Below are 13,147 nucleotides of genomic sequence, written 5' to 3'. Positions count from 1 at the left end.
ACCCCCTACGACTTTGAGATTTTTGTTCTACGAGTTGATTATAAGTGGGCAACGCGGTTGCAATCTATTCGCCTATCTTTACTTTGGGGTCGCATTTCTAGACATGACAACACTGTCGCGATATTCCTGCGGCGTTTTCTGAAGCGCTTTGCGGAAAAAACGGTAAAACGATTGCTCAGACAAAAAACCGACTGAAATCGAAATCTCATGAATTTTCAATCGGTTTTCTTCCAGCAGTTCCATCGCTTTGTGCAGTCGAGCCGTCATAATGTAGTCCGACAAGCCTTCATTCGTGACCTTCTTGTACAACCGAGATAAATAAGAAGGGTTATGGCCGACGACATCGCCGATTCGATTAAGTGTCAAGTCTCCTGCCAAGTTCTGCTGGACATATCGCTGCACCTTTCGAATTACGTCATGTTCCTGATTGCCTTGTCCGGAAAGCTTGTGTTCGAACAGCACCTCTGCTAGGTGATAAAAATAATCGACAACTTCCTTCCAGTTGTGTTGACAGTCGAGTGCTGTCATTTTCCCCAAATTGATTCTACTTCCGATATCATTCTGAATTTCCCAGCGGTTAATATATGATAAAAAAATCGATACGAGCGTATAATAGACTTCGGTTTTAATGGAATTCATCGCATCGATTCCTTCGGCTATCACTTTCATAATCTCCGCATATTCTGCAATGAATTGGTCTCTCTGCCCATTCTCGAGCACCGTCTGAAGTAAGTTAAGCTTTTTCAACTGCTTTCTTCGTTCGTGGTTCGATGGGGCGCCCGAAGCAGCTTGGACAGATTGCTCCAGAAGAAGCAGCTGCTGCCCTAACCCAAGTCCTCGATTTAGCTGCTGCTGCAAGTGATCAAACTGTTCAGCAATTTGAGTCCATTCCTGGAACGTTGCTCCAATGGCGATAGATAGATTCAGTTTTAGCAAGCCGCTGCATGCGTCCTGGATCATTTCCGCTGCACCCTTTAGAAATACGAGACAATGCTGACGAAGCTCAATAAGCTTGTCGACAGTTAAGGCTTCCTTTGGTTCTGCGGGCTGAATCAGCCAAAGCACCTTCGTTTTTTTCTCAAAATCAAACGAAATCAACTGTACCTTAGCCGATAAATATTCCTTCGCGATATTCTGAATGGCAAATAGATAGAGAGATTTGTCGAAGGAACGAACGTCTTCATTCCAATTGTCTACCCTTCCGATCATAACGACGACAGGCTTGGCCGGCTCGAGCTCGATGTTAACCTCCTGGAAGCTCAAGCTGAGAGCGTCGTACGTTAATAAATCCCCTTGAACAAGCTCCCACAGCAGCTCCTTCTGCAATCGAGGAGCAATCAGCTGCATCTGCTGTTTAGATTTCGTAATAAACTCCTCTGCCGCGACCGCTTCAGATAAAGCTGTTACTGCTTTTTGTACTGCTTGAACGATGGCCTCGTCACCCTCTGTTTTTAGCAAATAATCCACGCTACCGTTGCGAATCGCTTCGTGAATATATTCAAAATCGCTATATCCCGTCAAAAAAATCACTTTGCATCTCGGCCAGCATGTTACAATTTCCCGGTGCAGCTCGATTCCGCTCATGCCCGGCATGCGAATATCCGTCAGTACGATATCGATTTTGATCGTTTGCATGCAGCGAAGAGCATCTGCCGAAGAGTAGGCGCTTAGCACCTCCAATTCAGGGATTGCCTTTCTATCAAACAAATCGACAATAGTCTCGACGATCAAAGCTTCATTGTCAACAATTAGCAATCTATTCAACCTGATCAACTCCCCTAGTAGATAAATGCAGCACAACCAGTAAGCCTCCCGCTGCCCCACGGTCGACAGTCAATCCATACAATTCACCATATCTTAACTTTAGACGTCGGTGCACGTTCAGTAATCCGGTAGATTCCTTTCCGAGTACGTGAGAGCGTAGCTCATGCTGCAGCTCAGCAAGCCCCTCTTCCGAAATGTTCTCTCCATTGTCCTCCACTTTGATCCGTAAAGCTTCGTCTGCAGACTCAAACCGGACCGTCAGGATGCCATCCGCCACTTTGTCTTCCAGTCCGTGTACATAGGCATTTTCAATGATGGGCTGCAAAATGAGCCGCGGAACCGGAAGCTTGTGAAACGGATTAGGAAGCTCCGCCCATTCCACGGTGATCTGCCTAGAAAAGCGCAGCGATTGAATTTCGGTATAGGCCTTCGAGTGGCTCACTTCCTGTTCGAGCGAAACCGTCTCGGCGCTAGTCCGGGTAATGAATCTAAAATAATCTCCGAGGTGCTGTACAAGCCGCTCCGCCGTTTGAACATCATGCATTCGAACGAGTCCCTGCAAAATAAAAAAGCTGTTATACAGAAAATGCGGATTAATCTGCGACTGCAGCTGCTTCAGCTCCGCTCCCTGAGAACGGATACGCTCCTCATACACTTCACCGATCAGCTTATTCAATTGACTAACCATCGCATTGAACTGTCCGTACAAATATTTGAACTCGTCACTGTAATGATGGTCAATTTCTACCTGCAAGTCCCCTTTCTCTACTTTTCGGAACGAAGTGACGAGACGTTTGAGCGGCCGATGAATTAACTGGAAAATCCAATATGAAAAAACAACAATCACAATGGTTGAAAGGATGGATAGCAGCCACAACAGTTTGCGGTATTTGTCCAGCGGTCCAAGTGCTGTATCCTCCGGAACATAGACAGCCAAATATGTGTCTAGCAGCTTGGAATATTCGAAAGTAATCAAATAGTTCATGCCGTTGATGCTTAGGCTGCCTTGATTGCTCTTCCCGCTTTGTATCGCTGAATGATTGAGGAACTTCCTTAGTTCAGGCAATTTAAAATCGCTATTTCCGTCCGTAAATGACCATTTCTGCTTTATGTTAATCAATGCTGCGCCCGCTCCATTCATGTCGATGATATGGCGAAGCGTGTCTCGAAGCTTCTCTGAAGATAAATCGACTCCTAGCGCAATCGTCAGAGGGAGCTTCTGGAACGGATCGGGATACACCTCACTCAGAAAAAGACTCTTCTTCCAATAGGTGATCTTCGAGCCTGAGCTGCCGGACATTTTCAATGCATACAACTCATCTTCGGGAATGTGATTGTCGTAGCTGTTAGCAAAGATGCCCCTATCCAGCGAGGGGATATACACCTTTACGTTTTGAACATATAAGCTTGATGTTTTCAGCAGATTCAGCTTCTCTTTCACGTTGAGAATAGTCTGTATTCTTGTGTAATCGTCCAATTCTGCGGCAATCGTCCGAATTTTCTGGAAATCGTCGTTGAATATAAGCTCCTTGTTGATCCGGATAATCCGCTCCATTTCATTTTCAAAAGAGCTTATATAAAAATGAACCTTGGAAGCCACGGATTGTGACAGTTCCTCGCGGGTGTTGTTCTCCGCTGATTGAATAATGTAGATGCTGATGCCGTATATAGGAATCATGACGATGAGAAACGATAGAAGCAGCTTCGTAAAAATACCCGCATGAAACACTTTGAATACGTTCATACATTCCCCCCGAAATGATATAGATGAGAAATAACGTAGGATTGTCGTCATGTTGCGGACTGAGAATATCTACGATGAGAGTTTTGAAGCGGTAAGAGAAGGTAATTTGGTAGGCAAATATAAAGATGATTAGCACAATTCGATAAGAGGAGGTAAACCCAAGGAAGTAAAATCACCTTGTATATTCTTCAGAAGAAGTCTATTTTCCTTTTAGTGATATATAAAAAAAGAGTGCCATACCACCACCAAACCATTCAGAGAATTTCGCTATTGCTTGATCGACGAACTTTTGCTGTGCTTCTGGGTTCCGTTATTCATGTCAACATGCTACAATTAGGGTGGTATTGACTTCAAATTTTTCTATAATTTTCTCTCAGAGGAGGTAGACTCAAATGTCAAATAAAGAGTCGCTAACACGTGGATCGTTAATTTGGGAAGGGAGAAAACGCACAATCTTCGGCTTGCCGCTTTCATTTACAAAATACTTTGTGTACGAGAAAAGATTGGTCACAAGAAAAGGATTCATTTCATTGGTAGAGGATGAATTGGATTTCTATAAAGTACTAGATAAGAGTCTAGTGTTACCATTCTGGCAGCGTGTATTCGGTTGCGGTTCGATTCACCTCAATGTTGCCGATGTGGATACACCAATCAAAATACTTGAATCGGTTAAAGCTCCACGAGAAGTCTACGATCACATCGATACTATCGTAACGGAACTGACAAAGAATAACTCGGTGCGTACAGCCGCCAGCATCCTAGGTTCGATATCGCAAGAAGACTTCATTCGTTAGATGTTCTTATAAGCAATTATCTACGAATTAAAAACTCCAGAAATGCAATAAACCCTTACTCCGTAAGGGTTTATCTTGTACCAGGCTGTTCAATCCAAATAAATATTAATAAAAACAAAAGAGCCCTTATATCAAGGACTCTCAGGTTTGATCTTGTATGATCTGTAGTGGGCTCGAACCACTGACCCCTACCCTGTCAAGATAGTGCTCTCCCAGCTGAGCTAACAGATCATGTTATGAAGACAAATACTATAGTACCAAATTCTGATTGCGATGTCAATCTAAAATCTAGAAATCTCTGAAACTTATGTATGATAGATCAAGGATTACTATGGTGGGCCCTGAGGGACTCGAACCCCCGACCAATCGGTTATGAGCCGACCGCTCTAACCAACTGAGCTAAGGGCCCTTAATCAATTCATCATCATAAGAATTTGGTTGCGGGGGCAGGATTTGAACCTGCGGCCTTCGGGTTATGAGCCCGACGAGCTACCGAGCTGCTCCACCCCGCGTCATTTATTCAATAGCGACAAAAATAAATATACACTATATATACGAGTAAAGTCAAGAAAAATTTAACGTTCTAAACAATTATCACCTTAGGTGATAAATCGTACCCCGTAACGCCCCTTACGCGAGCGAAAAATCTCGATTTCCTGCGGATCTGAATAGCCATAAATCCATGCGTCATTCTCGATGCGCTTCAGGATGCAGCTCGCTTGAAATTTGGTATTGTACAACTTGCCCCAGTAGATCCATTTCATATTGACTCAGCTCCTGTCTTATCACGATGTCTTCTTTATGCCTATAGAATACCCCATAACATGAAAAAAAAGCCTTAAACTCCATACGAAGTTTAAGGCTCTTCTTACTTAACCTGCTGGTACGATTTCCGTCGTGCCACCGTTCATGCCGTTAGCTGGCTTACTCGGGTTCTTCTTCATTTCGATCAGCAACTTGTCGCCTTCTTTTTGCCACTCTTTCAAGCCCTCTGCAGAAGATTTCTTGCCATCAAGTACCGTCTGGAAGATCTCTCTTCCTTTTTCTCCCACTTGAAGAATGTTAGGGTACTTATTATACAAATCCATCTCTTGGTTGTTTGGTGTTACAGGCTTCAACGTATAGAAAGCTGCAATGTTATAGTTCAAACCATCCTTTGGTTGAATATATTTCTTACGGGATACAATCTCGTAGCTGCTGCGTGATTTCAATTTCGCCCATTCTTCACTATTCAAGAACTTAATGAAATCCCAAGCATCTTTATCATTTTGAGCTTTGGCATTAATACCCATCAAGTTGTTCAGATAAATGTTACCACCAATGCCTGGTGCTTCAGGATGCGTTGGAAGGGTTACAACATCCCAATCCACTTTCTCGAAGTTCTTAATTTTAGATGCATTTTTGTTCGCATCCAAAATATCGTTCACATAGCTGTAATCCGCAATCGTCATCGCCGTTTTACCGGACAAGAAGCTATCGCTTTGCAGCGGATTATAACGTCCACCATTAGACGAATCATCCTGTAGGTCTTTTTGTGTTGGAATGACTTTCTCGGATACCAGCTTCGCAAATGTGCTCCAAGCTTTCTCCCAAGCTGGTGTATCAACCGTCATCTTGTCGCCCTTATCATCATACATACGAAGCTGCAAGGCAGAGAGATACGTTCCTGTCATATCATAGAAAGGATCTCCTGACCAACGATTCATTTGAAGTCCGAACTTCTTGTTCGCACCCTCACCCGATTTCAAACGGCGTGCTAGCGTAAAGACATCGTCCCAGCTCATGCCGTCTTTAGGCGGCTCAATATTGTTCTGTGTGAAGAATTTCTTATTATAGAATAAGGCCGATGAACCAAACGTAGGCGCAAGACCATAAATATTGTTGTCGCCCAAATCTTTAATGCCTTCCATAACCGTCGGAACAATATCTGTCGTATCAAATTTATCTTGTTGGATCATTGGATCCAGCTGTTTCAACATATTCTCACGAACGAGCTTCTTATACACATTCGTGTCCATAATCATCACGTCAGGAGCATTTGGACCCGAGAGCAGCTTCTTCGTTTCTTCGTATGGATCCGGTTGCTTCTGATCTGGCTTCGGCTCTTCATAACGATAGTTGCTATTGTCAATCGCTGATACGAATTCAATCTTCACATTCGGATGCGTATATTCATAGATATCTGTATATTGCTGACGTAGATAGGAGTCATCGCCTCCGTAACTATAGATCGTACCAATCCGTAATACTTTCTCTTGTCCAGCTTCCTCGCTTTCACCCTTGCTGCATGCCGCAAGAACAGGAGCGAATAATGACAAACTTAACGTAACCATTAACAGCTTCTTACTCCACTTTGTCTTCATCCTAAATTATCCCTCCAATGATTTGGGTGACCGAATAATAATCTGATCCCCATCGAACTCCATTGATGCTTTATCTTTAATTTGCAGAGCTTGCAAGTACTCTTTAGGCACCTGCAAACGTCCAACCCGGTCTACAACCACGTACGCTTCATGAATCTCCTGAAGTCCGCCTTGACCCTTGAGCAGTGCCTCTTCATCTTGATCCAAATTCGGATTCCGTTTGATGAACTCCGTACTTGTCAGACCATCCCGAATGGCTACTACACGATCGACTTTCTCAGCGAGCGATAAATCATGGGTTACGATAACGATCGTTACGCCCAGCTCTTGATTCAACCTCCGGAAAATCCCCATAATGCTATCCGAGGTCTGCGTATCCACAGAACCTGTCGGTTCATCGGCCAGCAGAAGCCGTGGACGATTCGAGAGCGAGATCGCAATCGCCACACGCTGCTGTTCCCCCCCGGAGAGCTGATGCAGCTTGTTATACATCCGGTCTTTCAGACCGACCCATTCAAGCAATTGCTTCGCATAGGCGCGGTCTACCTTCCCGCTGAGCATCATCGGCATCTCCACATTCTCAATCGCTGTTAGATAAGGGAGCAAGTTCCGCGCATTATTCTGCCAGATGAACCCGACCGTATTACGTTTATACTCTACGAGCTGATCATCTGTAATCTTGAGCAAATCCCACTCGCCGACGCGAACTTGGCCCGCTGAAGGGCGATCCAGCCCACCGAGAATATTGAGCATCGTCGATTTCCCGCTGCCACTATTCCCGATGATCGCCATCATCTCGCCTTCCTTCACGGATATATTCAAGCCTTGGAGCGCAACGACTTCCAGATCATCCGTCTTAAAAATTTTGACAAGTCCTTCGCAATGAATCATCGTTTAACGCTCCTCTCCCATTTTGACGGCTTGATGCACGCGTAATCGACGGATATGCATGAACAAGAGTGCAGCCCCGGTTACCATCATAACGCCTACAACAATGTACAACTGCGTCGTATCCTTATTCTCGAATACAATTCGGAACGGAGGAACCTGCATATTCACATTTTCCGTCGTCTGCAGGAATGGCAAGAACAGAATACTGGATAACTTACCGATTAATACCCCGAGCACAATGGACAGTCCTGCTGTGAAAATCTGCTCTAAGAGGAGCATCCCCGTCAACTGCTTCCTTGATAGTCCCATCGCACGCAGTACGCCAAACTGAACGACGCGTCCCGATAGGTTGAAAAACCAAAATAATAAATACCCGATTAATGAAATAATGACTGATACGAGGAACCCCAGACTTAGAATTCCGAATACGCCGCCGCGCTGTGGATGCTTATTCTGCTTCACAAGTTCTGTCCGCACATCATCGAGCGTCGCAAGCTCGATGTTGTTCTTCGCTAATTCATCGATGATCGGTGCAACGAGTGCCTTCGGCTCCATTTTCAACCACACTTTGTACGGAATGAGCGGTACTTGGTCATAGATATAGTCCAGATTCGTAATGAAGAACGGCGTCTGCTTCGGATATTGCGTCGGCCAATATGGCAGAACGCCTACAACCACAAATTCGATTGGCTGATTCTGAAGCGAGATGTTGACAACATCGCCTGGTTTGATCTGATACTTTTTCGCTACATTATCAGGAATAATCACCGCGTTCTCATAAGAGCCCAGCAGGTTCAAATAATTGAACGGATGAACAGGGAACAAGTCGTTGCGGAACCATGCGACTTTGGAGAAATCTACATTGTCGATTCCAAGAATATTCCCATTACCGATCGATGTCCCTGACACACTTACACTGCCCTTGGTCTCCAGCACACGAGTCGCCGCCTGGACTCCCTTCAAATGCTTGAATACTTCGAATGGAGGTTCATTATAAATGATCTTACTTGGCTTCTGGCCTTGCCCAGGCTGACCGCCTTTTCCACCGCCGCCATTCTTCTGATCATCCGGATTCACTTCCGAATAACCTTCCCACACCGCTTGTATAATCACGTCTGCACCGTATTTATACAAAGTACGTTCTGTCGAGTTCGTATCGATCGTTCGTGCTGCAGATGCATTGTACACCCCAAGTCCGAGCGTTAGAATCAACAAGATCATGAGCGGGTAATACGAGGTCGCTGAACGGGAGAGCTGTGTGATCGTCAAGTACAGCGGTACCGGGAGCACTTTTTTCGCTATCCATGTCACGAACCGTAAGATCCATGGGAATAAACGCAAGAAGAACAAACCAAATGCAAAAATCGATAACGCCGGAACGAAGAACAGGAACGGATTCACTTGTAATTGGTCCGTCGTCATCCCGGTTTGGAAGGTTAATAGCTGTCTTTGGTTGAACATGTAATAGCCGTAACCTGAAATTCCCAACAAGACAACATCAAGATACCAACGCTGCCAGAAAGGCTTCTGATCCGACCGCGCCAGCTTCTGCTTATAACTTACAATCGAAGCTCTGGCAAATACAACCGCCGGGATAACGCTCGCGATAATTGCGATCAACACGGCAACTGCACCGTATATTATCGCCTGCGAGTTCAGTCCGACAGGAATGGATTGCCGATCTACGAAAGTTAAGAATCCATTCGCAGAACCGATACTCTTAGCCATGAACCATCCGACGAAAGGCCCGATAATCAGCGCGATGATTCCGAGGAATACCCCTTCAATAAGATACATCATTGAAATCTGCCTTGTGCCCGCCCCGCGGCTTCGTAATACCGCAATATCGCTGCGCTGCTTATCCAGTGCCTGCCTTGCATTCATCGCAATGAAGTAGAAGACCATCGCGATCATTGGCGCCGCTAGCGTGAAGAGCAAGGTCTGAAGCTGCAGACTTTGAACCTTAAATTCATCCAGCACATCGGCAAAGGACATTTCCATCTTCGTATCTTTCAGATGTTGGTAGAGTTCAATTTTGAGACGATCAAGCGTATTGCCAAGGGGCGTCAGCTGGCTCGTCTTCACTTCCCGCAGATCAAATGCATAGTACCAGCTTGCTTGATTTAACGGTACTTTGGATTCTTTGAGAATATAATCATTAAATACCTTGTCACTGATAAAGAACGTGTTCATGAGGCTTTCTTGCCCTTGATACCAGTAAGCATCCGTATCATCCTTGGCCTTCACCGTACCGACAATCTTCACCTTCAGCACGAGATCCAGACCGCTATATACGGGATATTCGAATACATCGCCAACATGCAGATCGTTCCGGTACATCGCCTCATCGAGAATTACCGCTTCAACGGTATCCCCATCATGCGAATCGGAATACATCTTACCTAGCGCAATTTCCGTCTTGTCTTGAAGACCCGTCAGCGATCCTAATCCCATTGTACGGACACGGCTCGTATCTACCTTCGTTGGATCAACAGGTGATATTTCCGTTGCCCGGATTCCTTTGTTGCTGACATAGACTTGATGCGGGAACCCAATCTCAATTGGAACCTGATCGCGAATAAAATCATCAACTGACTTTAGTGAATTGATATCCGTCTTCGTACCGCCTGGTGCTTGATATCTCAACAATAGCGATCCGGCAGGCAGACCGTCGCTCTTCTCTTGGAGTGACTTCGCCACAACGCGCTTGAGCGAACCGTCCGCATACATCGGAATACTCACCGTGAAGGATACCGCAACAACAAGACCTAGCAGCGTGCTTAGCGTCATCCAACGGGTGTTCCACATTTTGCGGAACAAGAATCGAAGCAGTGGAATACCCATTAGCGACCCACTACTTTCTGTCCTGGGGTAAGGCCTTTCACGATTTCCACATCCGTTGTTGACTGTTGTCCGACTTCAACGTCGACTTCCCGCTTCCCATTCTCATCTACAACTTGAACATACGTCCGGGAACCGATGGAACGCAGTGCAGATTGCGGAATGGTCACGACATTATCTCGACGCAGCGTAATAACAGCAATACTCAGCGGTGTGCCTCGAGTTAACCCTTTTGGCATATTATCCAGCTGAACGAGAAGGAAGTCTTCCATCTTCTCTGGCTTCTGGCCTCCACCTGGTCCACCATTGCCTGAATCTTCCTTCGTTTGGGGCAACTGCTTTACTTTACCTTTGAGCGTCTTGCCAACCGTATTAATATCTACGTTCACTTCCATACCGACAGCAACTTGCTTCAAGTCATCTTTCGTAACGGATGCTGCTACAGCAAGACGGGACGTATCTGCGATGATCGCAATCGGGTCATAAGCCTTGACCAACGAACCCTTCTCTGCGTTCAATGAGACGATCGTTCCGCTAAATGGAGCGACCAGCGTCCCTTTTGCAATTTCATTCTCGAGATCCGTAATCGCTTGGCGACTCTCTTCGAATACGATCGAAGCCTGTTCGAATTCAACCGGATCCATTTGATCTTTCTGACGAAGCGTTTCTTTCATATTGATCTCGTCTTTACGGAACGCGAGTTTCTTCTTCCGAAGATCCTTCTGCATATCCTCCATATCCAGAACGACGAGTACTTGACCTTGTGTCACTTTGTCTCCGTTCTTGACTAGGACATTCTTGATGCGTTTGCCATCTGCTGTGAAGAACATCGTCTCTTCTTGCTGAGACATTAATCTACCGCTTGCTGTTACCTTGGTTTCAATCGTCCCCTTGGTTACTTCATACTCCGGTTTTTGGGAGATTTTCGGCGGTGTAATGGTCGGCAATACTTCCTCTGTATCTTCCTTCGGAAGTAAAGAACAGCCTGCCGTCATCATCATTGCTCCACAGAGAGATACAAGTAGAATCTGGCGAAGCCTCCTCCCTGATTTAGATGAATTTCCCGTCAACCATTTCATAGACATGGTCCGCAACCTCCAAAATTGTAGGATCGTGTGTCGTCATACATATTGACACTTGTTCAGTTCGAATAATGTTTCTAAATACGGCCATAATCTGTGCTCCCATCTGGGAGTCTAGCTCCGCCGTCGGCTCATCAGCGAGTAAGAGTCGCGGACGGTGTGCAATCGCCTTCGCAATCGCAACACGCTGCTGTTCTCCCCCTGATAGCTCAAATGGGCGGTGATGCATACGACTGGACAGCCCAACAAGATCGAGACAATGCTCGACGCGGCTCTTCCATTCATTCTTCGGCACATTTGCCATACGAAGCGACAGCTCAACATTCTCCCAAGCAGATAACAATGGCATGAGTGCAAACGCCTGAAAGATAAAGCCGATATCCATTCGACGCGCTAGTGTACGTTTATCATCATCCCACTTGTGGAATGGGTTTCCGCGGAAAAAAACTTCGCCCGATGAAGGCTGGTCAAGCCCTCCTAGAATGTTCAACAGCGTTGTTTTCCCCGAACCCGATCTTCCTTTAAGCATGACGAGTTGTCCTGGTAGCACCTCCATTTGGATGCCTTTCAGGACATGCAATTGCTGATTCCCTACAGGAAAAAAGCGTTCCACTTGATTCACGACGAGAATAGGCTCCGTATCTAGCAATCTAGCAGGCGGTTCCTCAGATCGTTCTACTATTTCTTCTACATTTTCTATGTATTCTGATGCGGTGTCCGTTGTTATGTCCGGTGTGTCTACAGATCGTTTTCGGAACCAAGCCATAATATTGCCCGCTCCCCCTTTGACTATTATTGACCCAAGGATGGATTACTCCTGAATTATAAACGATATGACCTAGCAAAAAGTTACAAATCAATTAACTTATTTTCATAATTATAGACAAAAGTTTAATGTTTTTTCCATAAAGTAGAAAGTGAAAAAAACGTCGCAGAGCACGTCCGTGATCGGTAACAACGACAAAAAGAGCCAAAATAACTATAAGCTACATAGTCATTTGGCTCTTCATTTAAAAGTCGAATCTTATTTACCGAACGAAGTCGGATCTTCACGCCATGCTTTTAATGTCGCTAGATCTTCCGCTTGTACATAGCCAAGCTCTACCGCCACATCCATGAGTGCCGTATAGTTGGACAATGTCTGAAGTGGAATCCCAGCTTCTTCAAAAGCTGTTGTCGCTTTATCTAATTGATAGCTGAAAATCGCGAGGACGCCAAGCGGCGTTGCACCTGCTTCCTTCACAGCAACCGCTGCTTTGAGCGAACTTCCGCCGGTAGAGATCAAGTCCTCGATCACTACAACCTTCTGACCTGGCTTGATCACACCTTCGATCAAGTTCTCTTTGCCGTGACCTTTGGCTTTGTCACGAATGTATGCCATCGGCAGGTTCAACTTCTGTGCTACCCATGCAGCATGCGGAATACCAGCTGTTGCAGTTCCTGCAATGACTTCTGCATCCGGATACTTCGCACGAATGATGGCTGCGAATCCTTCGGCAATCGTCTCGCGGATTTCCGGGAAGGACATCGTCAAGCGATTGTCGCAGTAGATTGGCGATTTGATACCTGAAGTCCACGTGAACGGCTGATTCGGCCGCAAAGCCACCGCCTCAATTGTTAATAGATGCTTCGCAATTTGTGCAGGGATTTGTTCCAAAGTAATCACGT

General features: G+C 45.6%; 10 protein-coding genes and 3 tRNA genes. 1 reads left to right on the top strand and 12 read right to left on the bottom strand.

The features are described 5' to 3' along the window. Positions 1–78: 78 nt before the first annotated feature. Together AC3WU2_RS01810 and AC3WU2_RS01805 are read right to left on the bottom strand one after the other, a co-directional pair. A complete protein-coding gene (locus AC3WU2_RS01810) occupies positions 79–1,764 on the bottom strand; it encodes a response regulator transcription factor (RefSeq protein ID WP_492450757.1) in 1,686 nt (561 codons plus the stop codon). Next, positions 1,757–3,508, bottom strand: coding sequence for a sensor histidine kinase (locus AC3WU2_RS01805; RefSeq protein ID WP_492450754.1), 1,752 nt, complete (start codon positions 3,506–3,508; stop codon positions 1,757–1,759). Before AC3WU2_RS01805 ends, AC3WU2_RS01810 begins: the two co-directional genes overlap by 8 nt. 392 nt (positions 3,509–3,900) lie before the next feature. On the opposite strand from AC3WU2_RS01805, the gene AC3WU2_RS01800 reads away from it, so the two are divergent. Next, on the top strand, positions 3,901–4,302 hold the full coding sequence (locus AC3WU2_RS01800; RefSeq protein ID WP_379342717.1) for a PH domain-containing protein: 402 nt from the start codon (positions 3,901–3,903) through the stop codon (positions 4,300–4,302). A gap of 158 nt (positions 4,303–4,460) precedes the next feature. Here the strand turns inward: AC3WU2_RS01800 and AC3WU2_RS01795 are convergent. The 10 genes from AC3WU2_RS01795 to pyrE all read right to left on the bottom strand — a co-directional run bounded on the left by AC3WU2_RS01795 (position 4,461) and on the right by pyrE (position 13,145). Continuing rightward, positions 4,461–4,533 (bottom strand) — tRNA-Val (locus tag AC3WU2_RS01795). Between the two features lie 101 nt (positions 4,534–4,634). Further along, positions 4,635–4,711, bottom strand: a tRNA-Ile gene (locus AC3WU2_RS01790). A 26-nt stretch (positions 4,712–4,737) separates the two neighbouring features. Further along, a tRNA-Met gene (locus AC3WU2_RS01785) sits at positions 4,738–4,814 on the bottom strand. A gap of 87 nt (positions 4,815–4,901) precedes the next feature. Continuing rightward, positions 4,902–5,066 (bottom strand): hypothetical protein, encoded by a 165-nt coding sequence (locus AC3WU2_RS01780; RefSeq protein WP_018756644.1) that lies wholly within the window; start codon positions 5,064–5,066, stop codon positions 4,902–4,904. Between the two features lie 108 nt (positions 5,067–5,174). Then, positions 5,175–6,665, bottom strand: coding sequence for an ABC transporter substrate-binding protein (locus AC3WU2_RS01775; protein ID WP_492450750.1), 1,491 nt, complete (start codon positions 6,663–6,665; stop codon positions 5,175–5,177). Between the two features lie 6 nt (positions 6,666–6,671). Continuing rightward, a complete protein-coding gene (locus tag AC3WU2_RS01770) occupies positions 6,672–7,556 on the bottom strand; it encodes an ABC transporter ATP-binding protein (RefSeq protein WP_492450747.1) in 885 nt (294 codons plus the stop codon). A gap of 3 nt (positions 7,557–7,559) precedes the next feature. Then, positions 7,560–10,400, bottom strand: coding sequence for an ABC transporter permease (locus AC3WU2_RS01765; protein ID WP_492450745.1), 2,841 nt, complete (start codon positions 10,398–10,400; stop codon positions 7,560–7,562). Beyond that, the gene (locus AC3WU2_RS01760; RefSeq protein WP_492450743.1) at positions 10,400–11,482 is read right to left on the bottom strand and encodes an efflux RND transporter periplasmic adaptor subunit; all 1,083 of its coding nucleotides are present in this window, start codon (positions 11,480–11,482) and stop codon (positions 10,400–10,402) included. Before AC3WU2_RS01760 ends, AC3WU2_RS01765 begins: the two co-directional genes overlap by 1 nt. Further along, on the bottom strand, positions 11,448–12,245 hold the full coding sequence (locus AC3WU2_RS01755; RefSeq protein WP_492450740.1) for an ABC transporter ATP-binding protein: 798 nt from the start codon (positions 12,243–12,245) through the stop codon (positions 11,448–11,450). Before AC3WU2_RS01755 ends, AC3WU2_RS01760 begins: the two co-directional genes overlap by 35 nt. A gap of 258 nt (positions 12,246–12,503) precedes the next feature. After that, positions 12,504–13,145, bottom strand: a complete 642-nt coding sequence (gene pyrE / locus AC3WU2_RS01750) for an orotate phosphoribosyltransferase (protein ID WP_492450738.1) — start codon at positions 13,143–13,145, stop codon at positions 12,504–12,506. Positions 13,146–13,147 lie beyond the last annotated feature (2 nt).

This window comes from Paenibacillus sp. EB106-05-06-XG162 (genome assembly GCF_058791655.1).
This window is presented reverse-complemented; position numbering and strand designations above follow the sequence as displayed.

Coding starts and splice junctions, on each gene's coding strand:
- AC3WU2_RS01755 (WP_492450740.1), bottom strand. CDS start 12,245: ATGGCTTGGTTCCGAAAACGATCTGTAGACACACCGGACATAACAACG.
- AC3WU2_RS01805 (WP_492450754.1), bottom strand. CDS start 3,508: ATGAACGTATTCAAAGTGTTTCATGCGGGTATTTTTACGAAGCTGCTT.
- AC3WU2_RS01775 (WP_492450750.1), bottom strand. CDS start 6,665: ATGAAGACAAAGTGGAGTAAGAAGCTGTTAATGGTTACGTTAAGTTTG.
- AC3WU2_RS01765 (WP_492450745.1), bottom strand. CDS start 10,400: ATGGGTATTCCACTGCTTCGATTCTTGTTCCGCAAAATGTGGAACACC.
- AC3WU2_RS01760 (WP_492450743.1), bottom strand. CDS start 11,482: ATGTCTATGAAATGGTTGACGGGAAATTCATCTAAATCAGGGAGGAGG.
- AC3WU2_RS01800 (WP_379342717.1), top strand. CDS start 3,901: ATGTCAAATAAAGAGTCGCTAACACGTGGATCGTTAATTTGGGAAGGG.
- AC3WU2_RS01770 (WP_492450747.1), bottom strand. CDS start 7,556: ATGATTCATTGCGAAGGACTTGTCAAAATTTTTAAGACGGATGATCTG.
- AC3WU2_RS01780 (WP_018756644.1), bottom strand. CDS start 5,066: ATGAAATGGATCTACTGGGGCAAGTTGTACAATACCAAATTTCAAGCG.